This is a genomic window from Vibrio sp. F13, assembly GCF_020806305.2.
In the GTDB taxonomy this organism is placed as follows: domain Bacteria; phylum Pseudomonadota; class Gammaproteobacteria; order Enterobacterales; family Vibrionaceae; genus Vibrio; species Vibrio crassostreae_C.
The window spans coordinates 642674-661193 of sequence record NZ_CP170176.1; the positions used below are offsets into that span (position 1 = coordinate 642674).

General features: G+C 44.9%; 17 protein-coding genes. 12 read left to right on the forward strand and 5 right to left on the reverse strand.

Translation table 11 applies throughout. The annotated features are described in order from the left end of the window. Positions 1 to 208: 208 nt before the first annotated feature. Together LMH68_RS17820 and LMH68_RS17825 are read left to right on the forward strand one after the other, a co-directional pair. Complete coding sequence (locus LMH68_RS17820; protein ID WP_017065030.1) at positions 209 to 463, forward strand: hypothetical protein; 255 nt, start codon at positions 209 to 211, stop codon at positions 461 to 463. Continuing rightward, the gene (locus LMH68_RS17825) at positions 456 to 1424 is read left to right on the forward strand and encodes a glycosyltransferase (RefSeq protein ID WP_017065029.1); all 969 of its coding nucleotides are present in this window, start codon (positions 456 to 458) and stop codon (positions 1422 to 1424) included. Before LMH68_RS17820 ends, LMH68_RS17825 begins: the two co-directional genes overlap by 8 nt. 470 nt (positions 1425 to 1894) lie before the next feature. On the opposite strand, the gene LMH68_RS17830 is transcribed toward LMH68_RS17825, so the two are convergent. Then, entirely contained in the window at positions 1895 to 3025 is a 1131-nt protein-coding gene (locus LMH68_RS17830) for an ISAs1 family transposase (protein WP_413756141.1), read from the reverse strand. 497 nt (positions 3026 to 3522) lie between these two features. Between LMH68_RS17830 and LMH68_RS17835 the strand changes: the two genes are divergently transcribed. Both LMH68_RS17835 and LMH68_RS17840 read left to right on the forward strand, forming a co-directional pair. Next, positions 3523 to 3876: a DUF2513 domain-containing protein gene (locus tag LMH68_RS17835; RefSeq protein WP_229648197.1), complete on the forward strand. Its 354-nt coding sequence runs from the start codon at positions 3523 to 3525 to the stop codon at positions 3874 to 3876. Between the two features lie 201 nt (positions 3877 to 4077). Then, the gene (locus LMH68_RS17840; protein ID WP_229648198.1) at positions 4078 to 4446 is read left to right on the forward strand and encodes a hypothetical protein; all 369 of its coding nucleotides are present in this window, start codon (positions 4078 to 4080) and stop codon (positions 4444 to 4446) included. Positions 4447 to 4665: 219 nt separating this feature from the next. Here the strand turns inward: LMH68_RS17840 and mpaA are convergent, their stop codons facing one another. After that, positions 4666 to 5373, reverse strand: a complete 708-nt coding sequence (mpaA, locus tag LMH68_RS17845) for a murein tripeptide amidase MpaA (RefSeq protein ID WP_137001686.1) — start codon at positions 5371 to 5373, stop codon at positions 4666 to 4668. Between the two features lie 144 nt (positions 5374 to 5517). Between mpaA and LMH68_RS17850 the strand changes: the two genes are divergently transcribed. The 8 genes from LMH68_RS17850 (at position 5518) to LMH68_RS17885 (ending at position 15019) form a co-directional block, all read left to right on the forward strand. Next, positions 5518 to 7143, forward strand: a complete 1626-nt coding sequence (locus tag LMH68_RS17850) for an ABC transporter substrate-binding protein (protein ID WP_229648199.1) — start codon at positions 5518 to 5520, stop codon at positions 7141 to 7143. A gap of 172 nt (positions 7144 to 7315) precedes the next feature. Continuing rightward, a complete protein-coding gene (locus tag LMH68_RS17855) occupies positions 7316 to 8200 on the forward strand; it encodes a LysR substrate-binding domain-containing protein (RefSeq protein WP_229648200.1) in 885 nt (294 codons plus the stop codon). 102 nt (positions 8201 to 8302) lie between these two features. Then, on the forward strand, positions 8303 to 9187 hold the full coding sequence (locus LMH68_RS17860; RefSeq protein ID WP_017074494.1) for a carbohydrate ABC transporter permease: 885 nt from the start codon (positions 8303 to 8305) through the stop codon (positions 9185 to 9187). A gap of 23 nt (positions 9188 to 9210) precedes the next feature. Beyond that, positions 9211 to 10158, forward strand: a complete 948-nt coding sequence (locus LMH68_RS17865; protein ID WP_102428702.1) for a carbohydrate ABC transporter permease — start codon at positions 9211 to 9213, stop codon at positions 10156 to 10158. A gap of 6 nt (positions 10159 to 10164) precedes the next feature. After that, positions 10165 to 11445, forward strand: a complete 1281-nt coding sequence (locus LMH68_RS17870; RefSeq protein WP_229648201.1) for an extracellular solute-binding protein — start codon at positions 10165 to 10167, stop codon at positions 11443 to 11445. A gap of 169 nt (positions 11446 to 11614) precedes the next feature. Continuing rightward, the gene (locus LMH68_RS17875; RefSeq protein WP_229648202.1) at positions 11615 to 13102 is read left to right on the forward strand and encodes a CehA/McbA family metallohydrolase; all 1488 of its coding nucleotides are present in this window, start codon (positions 11615 to 11617) and stop codon (positions 13100 to 13102) included. After that, positions 13092 to 13826, forward strand: a complete 735-nt coding sequence (locus LMH68_RS17880) for an HAD family hydrolase (RefSeq protein ID WP_102332227.1) — start codon at positions 13092 to 13094, stop codon at positions 13824 to 13826. Before LMH68_RS17875 ends, LMH68_RS17880 begins: the two co-directional genes overlap by 11 nt. Before the next feature lie 56 nt (positions 13827 to 13882). Then, a complete protein-coding gene (locus tag LMH68_RS17885) occupies positions 13883 to 15019 on the forward strand; it encodes an ABC transporter ATP-binding protein (RefSeq protein WP_017064948.1) in 1137 nt (378 codons plus the stop codon). A gap of 114 nt (positions 15020 to 15133) precedes the next feature. Here the strand turns inward: LMH68_RS17885 and LMH68_RS17890 are convergent, their stop codons facing one another. The 3 genes from LMH68_RS17890 to manA all read right to left on the reverse strand — a co-directional run bounded on the left by LMH68_RS17890 (position 15134) and on the right by manA (position 18489). Then, entirely contained in the window at positions 15134 to 16558 is a 1425-nt protein-coding gene (locus tag LMH68_RS17890; protein WP_229648203.1) for a fructose-specific PTS transporter subunit EIIC, read from the reverse strand. Between the two features lie 13 nt (positions 16559 to 16571). Continuing rightward, positions 16572 to 17012 (reverse strand): PTS sugar transporter subunit IIA, encoded by a 441-nt coding sequence (locus LMH68_RS17895; protein WP_102421523.1) that lies wholly within the window; start codon positions 17010 to 17012, stop codon positions 16572 to 16574. 259 nt (positions 17013 to 17271) lie between these two features. Further along, positions 17272 to 18489, reverse strand: a complete 1218-nt coding sequence (gene manA / locus LMH68_RS17900) for a mannose-6-phosphate isomerase, class I (protein WP_229648204.1) — start codon at positions 18487 to 18489, stop codon at positions 17272 to 17274. Positions 18490 to 18520: the final 31 nt, after the last annotated feature.

Below are 18520 nucleotides of genomic sequence, written 5' to 3' on the forward strand. Positions count from 1 at the left end.
TTTTTTCTCTCTTCTTATTTTTACTCTAAGTGATCGGATAATCGCGGAATCAGTGATCGGTTTAAACCGAAATGGGTGATCGGATAATCACGAAGTGATTTCGCACACATCGGTACGATGTATAAGTGCGCATTTCCTCATAATCAGAAATGTGTTTTCACAGCATTGTGATGGTAAAATACCCAAGTATCAACAACAGGATTTGACCATGACAACAAAACTAGAAAAGCTAAAGCGAAAACAAGAGCAACTGAAAGAGCAGATACAAAAAGAGGCACAACGAGTTAAAGCTCAAAACAGAAAGAATGACACAAGACGAAAGATTCTTTTAGGGACGATGGTATTAGATAGGATGTCAAAAAATGACGAGTACAAACAAAAGATCCTATTAATGTTGGATTCTTATTTAAAAAATGAACGTGATAGACTTCTATTTTCGTTAGAGGATAAAAAGCATGACTAGATGTATTCTTCACATACACTCCCAGCCATTACCACCAAATAAAAATAGTGGTGGTGCAAACCGATTGGTTGATTGGTTAGCAAAAGAACAATCCAATATGGGATTTAAAATATATGTATTGTCTCCAGAAGGTTACTCAACAAAACAATATACTCACATTACATTGACAGATGAAGCGAAATGTAATTTACAAAAACTTTCAACATTAATCCCCAAAGATATTACAGACATAGAATATCATGGAGGATTATCCACGGAAATAATATTTAAGTTACGAGATAGATATAAAAACTTTATATCTATCTGCCACGCAGGAGATGGAATTCAGTGTAATACTGTGTTTGTATCAAAAAGCCACGCATCTCAGTCTAAATATAATAAAAATAAAATTAATTTTAATTACATCTATAATGGAATCCCAGAATCAGAATTTGAATATAACGAACAAAAAAAAGGATATTTTCTTTTTTTAGCCAAAGTAAAAAGAAGTAAAAAAGGAATACAGACAGCAATAAAAGTAGCAAAGAAAACAAAATCAAATTTGATTGTGGCTGGCGGACACCGACTAGGCTCACCAGAAACATGGTTTAAATGGCATCCATTAATTACACCAGTTGGATTTGTGAATGGTGATTTTAAAAAAGACTTGTTAAGAAACGCAAAAGCATTACTTGTTCCAATATCTTGGGAAGAACCTTTTGGGCTAACAATTATTGAAGCAATGCTATCAGGAACACCTGTAATAGCATACAACAGGGGGGCAATGAGTGAATTGATAGTACATGGTGAAACAGGGTTTCTGTGTGAGAATGAAGACGAATTTATCAAAGCGATGTCACTTACCCATCAGCTAAATAAGAAAAAAATGAGAGAAAGAGCGATAAAATATTTCTCATCCTCAGCAATGGCAATAGGTCATCTCAAAATGCTCGATCAGGCATCAACAAAGCAGTGGGAATAAGTGCGTGAAATGCCCCTTATGTTAAATGCGCTACTTAGCTATTAAAAATCAATGCTAGAGGCTCTAAAATCGACGTAGAGCGCATTACACCACACAAACCACACCCAGATAGCTGCGTATTTCGGTGATTGCGATCGCCTGTTTCGGTTTATTCCGATCACCAGATCCTACCTTTTTTCTCTCTTCTTATTTTTACTCTAAGTGATCGGATAATCGCGGAATCAGTGATCGGTTTAAACCGAAATGGGTGATCGGATAATCCCGAAATGACTGAGCGGAATGCTCCGAAATATGCAGATTATGGAACAAAGTTTACTGAAGAACAGGTTTCTCAAATAGAGAAAAAGGTGACAACTAAGAATGATCTAATCAGAATTTTTGGTGAACCGTCTATAAAAACAGTAATCAGCGAAACTGGTGAAAAGTGGGTGTATTCTTATACTGGAGGTAGTGCTTCATCCAGGGCAAGATTACGAAGCCCCTTGCCCTGCAAGGACTTGCGAAAGGTAAGCGTTATTGCGGTTCGCTTTTTTCTGCTTTCTTTTGATCCCTGCTTTGAAGCTGATTTCTTCCGTCAGCAGATTTAAAGCTATATGTCTTATAACTGCTAAATTCTCACCGGCTTGCTCTCGACGTATCCGACATTCATCTTCTTTAAAACCAACGTCTAATCGCCAGTGCATCTGATTTTCAATGCTCCAATGTGCTCGCGTGCTCTCTAGTAAAGCTTTAGCCGTTAGTTTTGCTGAGCTTATGTAGTGCTTGATTTGCATTCTTTCTGCTGGCTTATCACCTTCTTGACGAATTGAAACGACCATACCAATGGTGGAGAGTCCCGCCCAATCAAGCGCTATATCGCCTAAGAAATCTGTATTGTGAACAACCATACTCAAACGCGTTTCTGTACGACCATGTCCTTTCTCTTGAGTGACGTATTTATCACCTTCAAAACTATTAAGCATACTAGAATTAAACACTTGGCTAATCGCTTGCTCCAATCGTTTTTGATTACCTTTTACCGCTAAGAGGTAATCTGCATCTTGGCCGACTATCTTTTCAGCTATATCCTTCTGGCATCCCATAGCATCAATCGTCACTAAACAACCTTGTAAGGAAAGCATTTCAAGCAGTTCGGGGATCGCTTTGATTTCATTGCTTTTGTCTGCTGTTTTAACCTGCCCTAACACAACTTGATTTGCAGCACTAAACGCACTAACCATATGGATTGCACCACAACGCTTGTCTTTGTTGTATGTGCCTCTGAGAGTTTTGCCGTCGATAGCAATCACTTCACCCTCAGTCACCTCATGACAGTCTTTCATCCACGCAGTAAAGCATCGTTGCAGTTGCTTGGCGGAAATAAGATTGATAACTCGGGCAATGGTATCGTGTACTGGTATGCCTTGTTTGAAATCACTATACTGTCTAAGCCATTCCAAGTTATCTTCACCAAAATCTTCAATATCCTCCCAACCTTCAGCACCAGCAATCACTGCTGCAATTGTTAAGAAGATAATGTCGGTTAGCGTGTGCTCTATTTTCCAAGCTTGGCGAGGGTCTCGAATAACTGAAATATGGTCCAAAAGGCTTAATCCGTTCATTAGGCTAAATATCTACTGTTAAAAAACAGTATATGATCACACCTAAATCTGATCATCAAATCGATCTTGGATGTATTGAGGTTATTGTGACTTCAGTATCTAATTAGTGAAAATATGACTTCACGTCATCCCTTATTCCATATGGGTTTTTCATGATCTTGCCCTGGTGCTTCATCCCAAGCTTTTACAATGAAAACAACATCCGATATCACAACGCACACGATTGATATCTTGTTAGAAAATGGTGTCGTTGTGAATTTTGCAGAAACCAAAAACAAACAAAACATGAATATGTCAGTAGAATAGTATTGAACATTGTACTGGTGTGCGAACCCAGATTTAGACACAAGAACGGCTCCCAATTGGGAGCCGTTCTTCGTTACGGAGTCACGCCGATTGAACATAATAGGAATAATGAACACCGACTTTATGTTGATGTGTCAATGCATTACAATATGCGCTTATTTGATTACTGGAGAGTTACTTTGAAGCGAGATATGGAATTAATTCGCAGATTATTACTCGCGATAGAAGAAAGTCCGAATGACTATAAACTCGATAAGTATGATGGTGGTGTGGTTCGATATCATGAGGCTCTACTTGTTGAGAAAGGGCTAGTCGAGGGTTCGATAAGTAAAGAGTTAGGAGGAATTGAACCACCATTCGTTCGTATTTATAAGCTAACTTGGGATGGTCACGAGTTCATCGACAACCTTCGTGACGAAAGTGTTTGGAATTCAATCAAAAGTGATTTCAAAGAAGCTAGTTTTTCTACTATCGCTAAAGTCAGTAAAGATTTAGCTGAGGGATTAGCAAAGAAAAAACTAGAATCGATATTGAGCTATATTTAATAATAATATCAATGATTTATAATAAAGGTGAGAGATGAGTAGTAAGATAGCTTTTTTCGCAATTGTATTTTCTTTGATTTCTGGATGTGCAGGTTTCAATGACAAAATGACACCTTCTGTGTCTATCCATCAGGATCAATTTGATGGTTCACTTCGTATTGAGCAGCCCCCTGTTAGCGCCTCCTCTAGCTTATCTGAAGGATGGCACACTTTGGTTTTCAATGGAATCAAAAATTTCCCAATGTGGTCTTTCTTGAAGTCGGTGTGAGTGGCATTACAAATGTCATGGGAGTTGCATTTAATGTTGATGGTCAAATCATCGAAAATGTAAAAGAGGCCAGCAAATTAACTAAGTATGGTGATTGGTCAACTCGTAGACTTGTAATGCCACTCTCCGATTTTGTGAAGGTCTCTCAAGGCAAAGATGTAAAAATGAAAGTCATCCAAATAGATACTTATTCGGTATCTTCGTTTGGTTCAGCTAACTCGGGCGCAGTAGTTAACACAAAATTTGCTCCATTCGTTCAAAAATTGAAAGAGCAAAATATACAAATAAAAACAGATGTTTAACGAAGGTTTTGCGTGTAGCACCTTGTACTAATATGGGACATCTTTCTGATGGTGATTTACCATAACGGCACTTAGTGCGCACCTAACCCAATACTTTTGCTAGCGCGATGCTACTCACCGCACTAGCACTTCACAAGTAAATTTGCCATACCTGTAGTTATTGATGGTTTTCTAATTTAGAAAAAACACTGGCAAGGTTTTGTCCAAAAATGAGTTGCGCTAATTTCCCTCACACCCCAACACTGCGACAAACGCATCCAAATACTTCTCTATAGTTAAATCCGCAGAAACTGGCGGAAGTTCTACGGTAATGCATGGCAGGTTTCTTTCCTGACACCATGTGCCGAATGAGCCTGGGGTTTCGTAATCGACGTCTTCAACGAGCGGCAGGTTGAATTGCTTACCTAGCCAAGTGGTGAGTTCTGATCGATCGGGGTCATCGACCATGGCGAGTGGTTCGTGAAAAGAGATGACGAATTTAGGTTGGCGCTGTTCGATGAGGTTTATGAGCGATTGCACTTCAGGTTCAAGTTGTTCGGCTTGCCCGGTTTTCACTTTTACATCTCTGACTGGTGTGTGGGAGCTCCAGCGATACACGGTGCCGTTTTCTGTCCAGTTTTGAGTTGGGAAGGCGCGGTTCAGATCGACTTGGTTGGCGTTGGCGCGAGTGCCTAATTGATTGCCATCTGGGTTCATCGACAGGATCACATCGTGTCTCAAGTTGGCGGCTGGCAAGCTTCTCAGCGCACAAGATAATCCTGCAATAGAAGCGGTTTCATCACCGTGTGTGCCTGCTAAGATCAGCCCGCGAGACTCGCTTTCTATTTGCGCGGGGAAATAGAGCAAAGGCGCACCCAACACTGATTTTCCATATGACAGCGGCTTTATTGAAAATGCAGCTCTTTCCGTTCTTGGAATTAAACTCACCTTTATCTCCTGATTGATCAAGTACTATCAAGTATTAACGATTACACAAACTTACTTAAATAAACTAAAGCGTTAAAACTCGTCAACAGTCGCATTGTTAATTTTATTACTTGCTTCAAAGATAGGCTAGGAGAGCAAAAACATATGGATTTTAAGAAACATTCAACGGCTTTACTCATTTCATCTCTATTGACCCCTTTTATCTCAGTAACTGCCGTTGCTGACACATTGCCTGCGGGAACTTCTCTGGCGAAAGAACAACATTTAGTTCGTGCTAACGATGCAGAAGCGGCGACGCTTGACCCTGCGAAAGCAGAAGGCCTGCCAGAAATGCACATTCTACGTGACCTATTTGAAGGTTTAGTGATTCAAGATCGCGATGGCAATATCACCCCAGGTGTTGCACAGTCTTGGGAAACCGAAGACAACCAGACGTTTGTATTCCACCTACGTAAAGACGCGCAGTGGTCGAATGGCGATCCGGTGACGGCCGATGATTTCGTGTATGCGATAAGACGCGCGGTAGACCCTAAAACGGCATCGCCAAATGTGTGGTACCTAAAGCTTACTCAAATCAACAATATCGCTGACGTAGCCGAAGGCAAAAAGCCAGTTGAAGAGTTAGGTATCTCTGCAGTCGATAAACACACGGTGAAGTTCGAACTCGATAGTAAAGTGCCTTACTTTGTGGCGATGACGGGCCACACATCCATGATGCCAGTGCACAAAGCAGCCCTAGAGAGTAGCGACAAGCCGTGGAGCGATCCTAAGCAATTTGTTGGTAATGGCGCATTTGTGTTGGACGAGTGGGTGGTGAACGAGCGTATTGAGCTTAAGAAGAACCCGACGTACTGGGACAGTTCAGATACCCACTTAACCGAAGTAACTTATATTCCGTTTGAGAATCAGAATGCCTCGATTAACCGTTATGCGGTGGGCGAGGTTGATATTACTTCGGACGTGCCTACACACATGGCGCAGCAGCTTAAAAGCAAATATCAAGATGCGTTTACCACAGTGCCTCTGTTGTGTACTTACTACTACGCATTCAATACTACGCGACCACCTTTTGATGATGCGCGAGTACGTAAAGCGGTGTCTTATTCCATGATGCGTGATGTGATCACTAACGGTGTCACTCAGGTGGGTAACCTACCGGCTTATACCTTTGCTCATGAGTACACGGCAGGCTTTGATGCGACTCAGCCTGAATACAGCACATGGACTCAAAAGGAACGTGACCAAAAGGCAAAAGAGCTGTTGAAAGAAGCGGGGTACGATGCAGCTAACCCATTGGATTTCAAACTGCTCTACAACACCAGTGAGTCGAACAAGTCGATTGCTGTGGCTATCGCTTCAATGCTCAAAGGCAACCTAGGCGCGCAAGTTGAGTTGGAAAACCAAGAATGGAAATCTTATCTAGTATCACGTCGCCAAGGTGATTTTGATGTGATGCGCGCTTCTTGGTGTGGTGACTACAATGAAGCGTCGACCTTCTTGAGCTTATTGCGATCTGAGTCTTCAGGTAACTTTGCCCGTTACAACAATGACAACTACGACTCTGCTATGGACAGCGCACTGTCAGCAACCAACGAGCAAGATCGTCAAGGTTTCTATGATCAAGCAGAGCAGTTACTGGCTGAAGATATGCCTATCGCACCCATCTATTACTACATGCAGGCTCGTCTAGTACGACCAAGTGTGGGTGGCTTTGCAAAGAACAACGTGGAAGGGCGCATCTATTCTAAAGACCTCTACATCAAAGAATAGATAGGCCGGATGCGAGTTCTGGCATTTCGCATAACAATATGAAATAGAAGAAAAGGGACGTTGATCATAAATATCTGATCAACGTCCCTTCGTCATTAATCTGTAACGGTAACCGCAAAAAACTGAAACCTGATTGAAGTATTTTTCACTTTTATTTCAATCAGGTGAAGCCATGTTACCCCCTTTACGCGCTCTTGTTGCGTTCGAAGCTGTTGCTCGTCTTGGTTCCATTGGCGCGGCTGCCCGAGAGCTTTGTGTCACGCAAGCGGCGGTTAGCCAACAGCTCAAAAGTTTAGAAACCTTCCTCGATACCACCTTGTTTGAACGCAGCTCTAAAGGCGCAAAGCTGACGTCAGCTGCTCAGCATTATCAACCGATTGTGGCAGGTTCACTTGCTCACCTTAAATTGCAGACTCAGATCTTGTTCGGTGAAAAAGAAACCGACGTGTTGAGCCTGCGCGTAAACCACACCTTTTGTCATAACTGGCTGTTACCTCGACTGCCAGCCTTCTATAAGAAATACCCTTTTATCAGGCTCGATATTCAGCTGGTGGACTGGCCATCAACCAACCCTTGCCAGAATGTCGATATCGAACTGACTAACGGCAAGGTCGAAAGCGAAGACACCCATTGTGAGCGACTGTTTCAAGAACACTGGCAGTTGGTGTGCAGCCCTCAATTCAAATCTGAGCATCAAGAATTACTCAGTAAGCATGACTTTGCTGCTCTGCCGACGGTTCAGGTGAAAGGCTACCGAGAGAACTGGCTGCAATGGCTTGGCCACAACCAATTCGAGATGGCATTACCTAAGGTTCTGCTCGAAGTGAGTAACTCTCTGCATGCCTTAGAAGCAGTTAAACATGGCATTGGAATGTTGCTAGTGCGTTCGCTCGCGGTGTCTGAACTACTCAAGAAAGAAGACCTGGTATTGGCAAGCGAATCCTCGATGCCTGCCGAATCTGCTCACTATTTGATTACTAAACACAGTCGCAGCGCCAAGGTGAATTTCTTCTGTGATTGGCTTTATCACCAGATGGAAGACGGTGAACTGGAGTAAAGATTTTCTTATGGATAGCTATAAAAAAAATGAAGGGCGCTCTTACTAACCTGTCATAAAAAACACTTAGTTTAACCGCATACAAATAAGGACGAGGTCACCATGAGTGCTTTCTCACAACCAATGAAAAACCGCTTAAAGGTACTGTTATTTACCGCACCGTTGTTGGTGCCACTGTTTACTTTTTGGCTCGTACCATTTGGTTACTCAATTTATATCAGCTTCACCGATTGGGATTACATCTCGCCAGATTATTCGTTCATCGGTTTAGAAAATTACGAGTACATGGTTGAGGACTATGAGTTCATTCAAGCAGTACTCAACACGTTTTGGTTCTCTGTCGGAGTGGTGATTCCAACCATCATTCTTGGGCTTGTGTTTGCGATGTTGTTGCACAAAAACTTCAAGGGCAGCCAGTTCTATCGTGCGGTGATCTTCTCTCCTTGGATCACGCCAACGGTCGCGGTGTCGATTGTGTGGTCTTGGGTGTTCGAGACGAAGTCAGGCTTGGCCAACCACTTATTAGAGTCGGCAGGGTTTAGCGCAATTCCATGGTTAGAGAACGGAAACACAGCCTTGATTGCGGTGATTATCGTGACGGTTTGGCAGGCGATTGGTTGGACGATGCTGTTTTACATCAGTGCGCTCAACAAGATTCCAGAGTCCCTGTATGAGGCCTCTTTGATCGATGGTTGCAGCAGCTTAACGCGATTTTTGAAGATAACGTTGCCGCTGATTTCACCAACCACATTCTTCTTAGTAGTGGTCAACATTATCACGGCAATGCAGGCGTTCGATCAGTTCCAGATCCTAACGCAAGGCGGGCCGGGCGGTGAGACTCGTACCTTGTTGTACTTGTTCTACCAACAAGCGTTTGAGCGTTACGAAATGGGACCTGCGGCCGCAACATCGTTAGTGATATTCCTGATTACTGGATTGTTGGCACTTATTAATACTTACATCGGCAAGCGCTGGGTGTACTACTAGTCGATTTTTGAAAGGACAGAATTATGACCACGCAAGTATTGGATGCCAATCAAGTCTTAAATCAAAGAGCGGCTGAATCTAAAGTCACAACCCAAACGAAAGCGGCCAAATCAGAGATTGCGTCAAAGAGAAGCTCAGTGGATCGCCGTTCGTTTATCGCACTGGCTAAGCACCTGTTCTTGGCAACCTGCGGAACCATTATGGTGTTCCCGTTCTTATGGATGTTGTCTGGTTCTCTGAAAACCAATGATGAGATCTTTGCTAACCCACTGGACTTGATTCCAGAGCAGTTTCGCTGGGAGACCTTTGTCGAAACCTTCCACAGCGCGCCGTTTGGCTTGTACATCTTCAACAGCTTTAGCGTGGCTTTGTTCACGACTCTGTTGGTGATTGTGAATTCCGCGATGTTTGCATACGCGCTGACTCAGCTGAAGTTTCGCTCGAAGACCGTGCTCTATTTCATCGTGATGGGCTGTTACATGCTGCCGGGTGCAGTGACTTACATTCCGTCTTACATCACTTTGGCAAAACTGGGTTTGTTGGATTCACACATGGGCTTAGTTGCGTCGAACGCGGCGTCGGTTTTCGGTGTGTTTTATCTACGCCAAGTGTTTATCAAGGTGCATCCGTCGCTGATTGAAGCGGCACGAATTGATGGTGCAGGTGAGCTCAAGATCTTATGGGCAATCATCTTACCGCAATGCCGAGCAGCAGTCGCAACACTGTTCCTCATCACTTTTATTACCAATTACAACAGCTACATGTGGCCAAGCCTGGTGATTACGACTCAGGATTTAAATCTGATCGCTACTGGTATTCGTCACTACTTTATTGCCGAAGGTAACTATGGGTTGAACTGGTCGCAAATTATGGCGGCGAGCACCATTGCAGTATTGCCTTTGTTAATTCTATTCGTCATTTGTCAAAAGACGATTCTTTCAGGTATCGCCGATAACGGCGTAAAAGAGTAAACGGAAATGAAACTAAAAACTCTCGCACTAGTGTGTGCTGGCGCAGCAAGCGCGTCGATGTTCTCTAGCAGTGTTCTTGCGGCAACCGAAGTTAACTTTTGGTATTCCGGTGGTACTAAGCCACAGCAAATGATGACTAAGCTCATCGAAGAGTTCAACGCGAGCCAAGATGAGTATGTGGTGAAGCCTGCATTGCAAGGTAACTACACGGAAACCTACCAGAAGCTGCAAGCTGGTTTAGCGTCGAAAACGGCACCTGAACTTGTGCTATTAGATTCAGGTCGTGCGGAAGCGATGCACGGGCGTGGTCTGAGCCGTGACCTAACGCCGTTCATGGATGAAGAGTTCAACTTCTCTGATTTCATTGGCGCGTTTAAAGACCAAGTGACGGCAGACGACGGCACCATCATCGGCTTACCTGCTTACGGTACGACTCAAGTGTTTTACTACAACAAGCAGGTATTGGCAGATAACGGCTTTACCGAGCAAGACCTAAACACATGGCAAGGCGTGGCTAAAGTCGCGGAGAAAGTTACTCAACGTGATGACAAAGGCAACGTGACCTTTTACGGCTGGGAGCCGATGTGGGGCCAAGACAACATGATTGACGCGGCTTTCTCTAACGGTGCGAAGATCATCAGTGATGATGGCAAAACAGTGCTAATCGATTCAGCTGAATGGGTTGAGGTGTGGGACAGTTTCCGTAAGTGGATCCACGACGATCAAATCATGCGTATTCATTACGGCGGTCAAGGTTGGGAATACTGGTACAAAACCATTGATGACGTGATGAAAGACAACGCACTGGGTTATACAGGTTCATCGGGTGACCAAGGTGACTTGGACTTCACTAAGCTTTCGGCAACCACACAACCGGGTTGGGGCTCAAACCCTTCTGCACCACAAGCGGGTGCGCTGGTTTACGTGATGCCAAAAGGCACCGACGAAGCAGCAGCAAAAGGTGCATTCGAGTTTGTTGAGTTCTACACCAATGCGAAGAACACGGCGGCATGGTCAATGTTCACGGGTTACATCCCAGTGCGTAACAGCGTTTCTGAAGTACCAGAATACCAAGCGTTCACTAAAGATAACCCGCAAGCTCTGATTCCTTTGAAGCAAGCGAACACGGCGACCAAAGACTTCCTAGACCCTACCAACGGTAAGATCATGGACGCTCTGAAAGTGGCAGCGGATCAGATTCAAATCCAAAACGTGCCAGCTGACCAAGCGCTAAAACAAGCGGCGAAGAAAGCACAACGCGCACTAGACCGAGCGAATCGTTCTTAATCAGTAAAGTTATTAGCTCTTATTTATTAAAAACAAAGAGTTATTAGCAATGAATAGTTGTTAACAGCGAATAGCTATTAATAGCGAACGATGAACTAACAAAGGCCCATCTATTCGGGTGGGCCTCTTTTTACCCAGTCCTTCAATTAGGACGAATTTGGTGAAGACAATGACCCAATTTCAAGGAGAGCTGCCGTTTGGCAGAGTGCGTATCCCCTTTGATGTGCCAGCAGGTTCTCACTGCGTAACCATTATTGGTACGACGGTGACAAAAGGATTCTTATACGCAGCGGCCTACGATGCCAACCACGCATTTCGTGGCAAGGTGTTGTTTGAAAAGGCGCACAAGTCACTCACGATTCAACCGAAAAACTCAGGGCTAGGCGCAATTGATGGTGCGATTCCATCGGGCGAGTGGTTCTTAGAACTTTACAATCTCGAAGGTGAGTTTCGAACTGAACGCGCGATGCAGTATCAAGTCGATGTGCTTTGTTCTGATGAGCTAGGTACTGACGGAGTAGAGAGTGAGCTAGAACTGAACCCAACGGTCACCGCTAATCACGATATCGAGTTTGATTACAGCCACATGTTGAGCTCTGATTCTCGCTGGTATCGTGGTGATTTACACGCCCACACTCAGCTTTCTGATGGTCACAATACCTTGGCCGCGGCGAAAGAGATTGTGGAATCACAAGGGCTCGATTTCTTCTTCTTCACTGAGCACAACATCTGCCAGCCTAAACTGCCTGTCTCAAACCAATGTTTGTTTTTACCAGCGTTAGAAGTGACGACCGATCTCGGGCACTTTAATGTGCATGGCCCGGTTAAGTCTTTAGACCTTAGAGACGTTGAGCACAGCAGCCAAGCGACCATGGAAGCCGGATTGAGCTTAGCTAGAAGTGGACACAATGGCGGACACAGTTCCCTTGGCATTAATCACCCGATGATGAAGCCGTGGCATTGGCATTACGATCAAGTGGATCTCAGCCAAGTGTCTACGTTTGAAGTGTCCTGCGACCCAACGTGGTCGACCTCGCCAAAAGCGACCGAAGAGGCGTTATTGGTTCTCAATGACATGTGGAATTGTGGCCAACGCATTACGGCGATTGGCGGCAGTGATTCACACCTTGAACCCCATGAACGCAATCCAAAATCGGATGAACCTTCTATCTACGGTGACCCATCAACTTTCGTTTACAGCCATGGTTTGAGCGGCGAAGGCATCTTGTCTGGTTTGCGTAATGGGCAAGTTTACCTAGAGCGCCGCTGTGGCCTGAAGTTTGACATCAACTTAGGCGACTTGCTACCGGGTAATGACTCTCAAGGACAGGCACTTAGTTACCGTATTGCAGTTACTGATTCAGAAAACCCTTACTACGCTGAGTGCGTGGTCGATGGCGAGATTATTGACCGAATCGTTTTGAGTGATGAGCTACAAAGTATCCATATTGATGAAGGCTACCGTTGGTGTCGAGTGGATATCCGTCGTGGAGAACTTTCTTCTGCATTAATCAACAGCCCTCAACCCGTATCTGACGAACGTGAGTTTGAAGGCTGCATCAACGCCGTATTCGACGGCAAACAACCAGAATTTAACCAACCCCTAGTGCGTACTTGGGGAGAACTAATGGAGCGAATGAGCCGTGATGAAGTTTAAGGCGATGTTATTTGATAAAGACGGCACATTGTTAGAGTTCCACAAGATGTGGCTTAACGTTTCTCGTGGTGCTTGTGAGCGTGTGAAATCTTACAGTGACCAACACCAAGGTAATCAAACTGTCACACCTGTTGAGTTACTCTTGGCCATCGGTGTTGAAGGTGATGTGGTTGATAACTATGGACTATTAGCCTCAAATCCAGTGGAAGATACCGCAACAGCGTGGTTCAACATGCTGCAACCGAATGTCTCGCTCACTGAATTCACTAAGGTGACCAAAGCCGCTTTCAATGATGAAGTGGAAGAGAACCCAAGCTGGATTGAAGCCCTGCCGGGTGTGGCTGAAAAGCTTGACCTGTTTAAGCAGCAAGGCATGATTTTAGGTATCGCGACCGCAGACACCAAAGACTCGACCATCTACACACTGGAGCAATCGGGTTTGAGCGAGATGTTCGATTATGTTGGTTATTCTGATGGCGATATCGAACCTAAACCAGCGCCCGCACTACTCAATGCCTTCTGTGAGCAATGCGGTATTGAGCCACATGAAGTGATCATGTTTGGTGACACGGTTTCAGATATGGAATTTGGCCGCAATGCAGGCGCAAGCAATGTTGGTGTGCTGACGGGTACGGCTCAACACAGCGAATTAGAACCAGTAGCGGATCTGGTTATCGCATCGGTTGCCCATTTTGAGCTCAATCAACTGCAAGAACGTGGCTAAAACGTCCACGACAGATTGCAAAGATAGTATTTAACGAATTGATTTAAGGACAGGTTATGGCTGAAGTCACACTGAGAGGGGTAGAAAAAACCTACCCAAATGGTTTTAAGGCTGTGCACGGTGTCGATCTGAATATTCGCGAAGGTGAGTTCATGGTGTTTGTTGGGCCGTCTGGCTGCGCAAAATCCACGACACTTCGCATGATCGCAGGCCTTGAAGATATCTCAGAAGGTGATGTCTACATTGGCGATAAGCGTGTAAACGAATTGCCACCTAAAGATCGTGGTATCTCGATGGTGTTTCAGAACTACGCGCTTTATCCGCACATGTCGGTGTACGAAAACATGGCTTTTGGCCTGAAGCAACAGAAGCTGCCAAAGCATGAAATCAATGAGCGAATTGAAGATGCAGCCAAGACTCTGGATATTGAACATCTGCTAAATAATAAGCCGGGTGAAATGTCGGGTGGTCAAAGGCAGCGTGTGGCGCTTGGCCGTGCGATGGTGCGTAAGCCAGATGTGTTTTTGTTTGACGAGCCCTTGTCTAACTTGGATGCAAAGCTGCGTGTTTCGACTCGTGTCAGCATTGCACAGCTGCACAATAACCTGAAGCAAGAAGGGCAGAACGCCACCATGATCTATGTGACACACGATCAGGTGGAAGCCATGACCCTTGGCGATCGCATCTGTGTGTTGAATCAAGGTGAGATTATGCAAGTCGATACGCCAATGAACCTTTATCAGTACCCAGCAAACAAGTTTGTCGCAGGCTTTATTGGTTCGCCAGCGATGAATCTTCTCAAGGTGAGATTGGATGAGATTGATGGCGTGATGAACGTGGTCTCTGAAAGTGGGACTCGTTGGACACTGCCACAAGACAAGCAGATTATCGCTCGTGAAAAGATGGGTGAGTGGGTATGGTTTGGTGTTCGTCCAGAGCACATTCAACTGGCTAATCACGATGCGCCGCTGGCGGAAGTGAATACTCAAACGCACAGGCTTGATGTGGTTGAGTCGATGGGTAATGAGCTGTATCTCTACTTTAAACTCGGTGCAGATAAGCTGGTGGCTCGCGTGCCTTTTGATGCGGATCGCACGGCAAACAGTGGTGAAGAAACGGTGCTGCATTTCAACACCAGCCAATGTCACTTATTCGATTTAGAAACCGAAGAGACGCTTGATCCTAAGAGCTGATTCTATTGCTCCTACGAGTTATTCTGTAAAAAGAAATCCCCATTCGTTGACTAGGCGAATGGGGATTTTAGTTACTAGGGGGTAGTAATTTTATCTTTTAACTTGTTTCAGGTTTTAGATAGCCACCATAGTCGCGGCTTTCTTCATTGCTTCCTTGGTTGAACACTCAATCACGTTCGCGTTAGCAAAGCGGTGAGCGTCTTTCACTTGAATATCGTGAGCCAAGATAACCAGCTTCGCGTTCGCCACATCTAGGTCGGTGATGCGGTTCTGAATACCGTTTTGACCTTGAGTTTCTACTTTGATTTTCAGACCCGCTGCCGCACCTGCTTTTTCTAGTGCTTTCGCCGCCATGAAGGTGTGTGCAACACCAGAAGGGCAACATGTTACAGCTACGATGTCGTACTCGCCTTCGCCTGCTGCAGGAGCGGCTTGAGCTTGTACTGGCGCTTCAACCATGTCTTCTTCTGTTTCTACCGCTACCGGTTTCCAGAAGCCTACGATAACGGCTGTGGTTAGCGAGCCAAGCGCAATACCGACGACGTACATTGGAATGTTGCTTGATACTGGCGCAGTGATTAGGCCGCCCCACGGTGCGTGCAGTAGAACGTCTGTCATGAAGCCGAATACACAGCCCACGATACCACCGGCAACGATTGAAGGAAGTACGCGCATTGGGTCGTTCGCTGCAAATGGGATCGCACCCTCAGAGATACCGATTGAGCCCATGATTGCAGCCGCTTTACCTGCTTCTTGCTCTTGTTTAGAGAACTTGTTTTTGAATAGGAACGTTGCTAGAGCCATACCTAGAGGTGGTGTACAAATCGCGATGCCTACGCCACCCATTAGCCAAGGTTGCGTATCTACTTGAGTTTGAGCGAATAGGGTCGCTACTTTGTTTATAGGGCCGCCCATATCAAACGCCGTCATACCGCCAAGGATTGTACCCAGAACCATCTTAGATGCGCCAGCCATTGAAGCTAGGAACTCGTTCATAGAAGACATGAACAGTTTGATTGGTTCACCGATGCCCCACAATACGATACCTGCAGAGATTAACGTGCCTAGAAGCGGGTAGATGAAGTAAGCACCTAGCGCTGTCATGTTCGCAGAAAGCGGGATCTTCTTAAGCTGGAACACCACGCCACCGGCGATAAAGCCCGCCACGATACAGCCAAGGAAGCCGCCGCCCATGTCAGCCATGATGCCAGAAGAGATCATCGCTGGCGCTAGTGCTGGTTTGTCTGCAATTGAGTAACCAATAAAGCCGCCAAGAATGATTGGGAAAAGAACAAGGCCCTTGATACCGATATTAGAGATGTCTGCCAGCAGGCCGTCGGCCGGAACCGCACCTTTGCCTGATGCCATGACCGCTAAAGCCAGCAGAACACCACCGGCTACGATAAAAGGTAGCATGTGTGAGGTTCCGAAAAGCAGGTGACCTTTCATGGTACTAAGGATTTTTTTATAGTCGCTACTACTATTCTTATTATTAGAATTGCTACTGGTATTCGTAGCTTGATTTGCTAGGCTGCTCATAATTTTCTACGCCTTATGAATTAATTAAAATATTAAGGATTTGATGTTCATCTTTTGCGTTATGGATATTTTGAATAAATTCATCACTGAACTTTCCAAATAGTTCTTGTAGTACATAAATATGATGGTCAGCACCGTTGTCGGGTGAGGCAATCATAAAAAATACGGTTGGATTGATGTCGTCTTCATCGCCATAATCAATACCTTTACGCTTAACACCGACAGCGATTGCTGGCTCAGTTACCGCCTTGCTTTTTGAGTGTGGGTAAGCGATGCCGTCCATTGAGGTAATGCTTTGAGATTCACGAATTTCAATGTCTGCCAAGAAGGCTTCTTTATTACTGATTCGGTTGTTTTCAAATAACATGCTTGCCAATTCTTCAAACAGTTCTTTTTTATTATTCGCTTGAAGGTTGTTATTAATTAAGTTGACGTTAGTTAGCTGTGTGACCATTTATTAACTCATTCACTATTGAAGTTCTTGAATTAAAATTAATGGATTAACGGCATTCGCGAAATAGCAAATAAAGGCCCTTCACTGTACATTTGTACCAAGCAAAATTAAGTGTGATTTGCATCATTCATCCAGTGTGAGATGGGTCATATTTGATGGTGTTTTTGATTATGTTTTTGACACGCCGAGCGGCCTCATCAGCAACAAAAATGCCCCGCATGAGCAGGGCAGTAAGACTTTGTACTGAGTTCTAAGGGAGCTAGCTGTAAGCACGCGCTACTCGGCCAACGCAGTCCAGTTTGTAGCTCTCAGCATAAGCAGGAATGAATACCGATTGGCCTTTCTCTATCACGCAGGTTTCGCCGCACTGGTGAGTAAGCACCATAGATTCGTCGAGAGGTAGTAGGATCTCGGCACCTTCGGTAGTGATCCGTCGCTGATGTGAGTTTTGCACGATAGAGAACTTAAAATCCTCGACTGGAATTTGGTATTCCATCACATCACCTTGCTCTATCGGGCTGAGCAGTAACCTATCCGCAGGCTTTTCATTGAATTGAGTACAAGAGACTAATTCATTGATATCCATGTACTTAGGCGTCAACCCTGCGCGGAGTACGTTGTCTGAATTCGCCATCACTTCTAAGCCCGTACCTTTGATGTAAGCGTGGGGTGTCTCGGCATCCAGATACATGGCTTGCCCCGGCTTTAAGGTGATCACGTTCAACAGTAGCGGAGCAAACAGGCCTACATCACCCGGATATTGTTGTTCTAGCTCTGAAATCAACTGGAACACAGGGGCATCAGAAAGCTTCGCCTTCATCAACAACATGGTCAGCGCCATGCCTTTTTGTTCACCTTGCAAAGACAATAAGCTCGCGAAGAAGCTGGCTAATCCATTAGGCGTTTGATCGCCCGCGAGGTCGTTAACCATCGAGTGCAGCTCAGGAATATCGAGGTAATGGAAGTGCTCAAGGATCTCGCTGATCGACCTAAAGCCATTCATCGCCGTGTAGTCCGTTAGGGCATACACCAGTTCTGGCTTATGATTAGGATCCTTGTAGTTACGATTGCCAGCTGTCATTGGAATGCCTTGCTGCTCTTCAAGAGCATAGCCAGATTCCGCTTGCTGTTTGTTTGGATGTACTTGAACAGACAGCGCTTTCTCAGCCGCTAATACCTTGAAAAGATAAGGTAACTCGCCAAAGCGACTCGCCACTTTCTCGCTTAGAAACAAGTTTAGGTTCTTAGAAATCAAGCTCGACAATGTGGTCTGTTGCCCGTTATCAGTCACCATTGAGCAACCATTGGGGTGTGCGCCCATCCAAATCTCCGCTTGTGGCTCACCAGATTGGTTATCAATACCAAACAGTTGGCTAAACGAAGACGGGCTACCCCATGCGTAGTTTTGAATCACGTTGGTCATAGGGTAGAAAAAGCGTTGTACGAACGAGTCGTTCGCTAAAGAAAAATCAGACATCGAGATCACCATGAAGGGAAACATGGCTTGA

What these genes read in the sequence shown, in the direction of transcription:
- LMH68_RS17820 (WP_017065030.1), top strand. Translation starts at nt 209, where the DNA reads ATGACAACAAAACTAGAAAAGCTAAAGCGAAAACAAGAGCAACTGAAA.
- LMH68_RS17825 (WP_017065029.1), top strand. Translation starts at nt 456, where the DNA reads ATGACTAGATGTATTCTTCACATACACTCCCAGCCATTACCACCAAAT.
- LMH68_RS17830 (WP_413756141.1), bottom strand. Translation starts at nt 3,025, where the DNA reads ATGAACGGATTAAGCCTTTTGGACCATATTTCAGTTATTCGAGACCCT.
- LMH68_RS17835 (WP_229648197.1), top strand. Translation starts at nt 3,523, where the DNA reads ATGGAATTAATTCGCAGATTATTACTCGCGATAGAAGAAAGTCCGAAT.
- LMH68_RS17840 (WP_229648198.1), top strand. Translation starts at nt 4,078, where the DNA reads ATGGCACACTTTGGTTTTCAATGGAATCAAAAATTTCCCAATGTGGTC.
- LMH68_RS17850 (WP_229648199.1), top strand. Translation starts at nt 5,518, where the DNA reads ATGGATTTTAAGAAACATTCAACGGCTTTACTCATTTCATCTCTATTG.
- LMH68_RS17855 (WP_229648200.1), top strand. Translation starts at nt 7,316, where the DNA reads ATGTTACCCCCTTTACGCGCTCTTGTTGCGTTCGAAGCTGTTGCTCGT.
- LMH68_RS17860 (WP_017074494.1), top strand. Translation starts at nt 8,303, where the DNA reads ATGAGTGCTTTCTCACAACCAATGAAAAACCGCTTAAAGGTACTGTTA.
- LMH68_RS17865 (WP_102428702.1), top strand. Translation starts at nt 9,211, where the DNA reads ATGACCACGCAAGTATTGGATGCCAATCAAGTCTTAAATCAAAGAGCG.
- LMH68_RS17870 (WP_229648201.1), top strand. Translation starts at nt 10,165, where the DNA reads ATGAAACTAAAAACTCTCGCACTAGTGTGTGCTGGCGCAGCAAGCGCG.
- LMH68_RS17875 (WP_229648202.1), top strand. Translation starts at nt 11,615, where the DNA reads ATGACCCAATTTCAAGGAGAGCTGCCGTTTGGCAGAGTGCGTATCCCC.
- LMH68_RS17880 (WP_102332227.1), top strand. Translation starts at nt 13,092, where the DNA reads ATGAAGTTTAAGGCGATGTTATTTGATAAAGACGGCACATTGTTAGAG.
- LMH68_RS17885 (WP_017064948.1), top strand. Translation starts at nt 13,883, where the DNA reads ATGGCTGAAGTCACACTGAGAGGGGTAGAAAAAACCTACCCAAATGGT.
- LMH68_RS17890 (WP_229648203.1), bottom strand. Translation starts at nt 16,558, where the DNA reads ATGAGCAGCCTAGCAAATCAAGCTACGAATACCAGTAGCAATTCTAAT.
- LMH68_RS17895 (WP_102421523.1), bottom strand. Translation starts at nt 17,012, where the DNA reads ATGGTCACACAGCTAACTAACGTCAACTTAATTAATAACAACCTTCAA.
- manA (WP_229648204.1), bottom strand. Translation starts at nt 18,489, where the DNA reads ATGTCTGATTTTTCTTTAGCGAACGACTCGTTCGTACAACGCTTTTTC.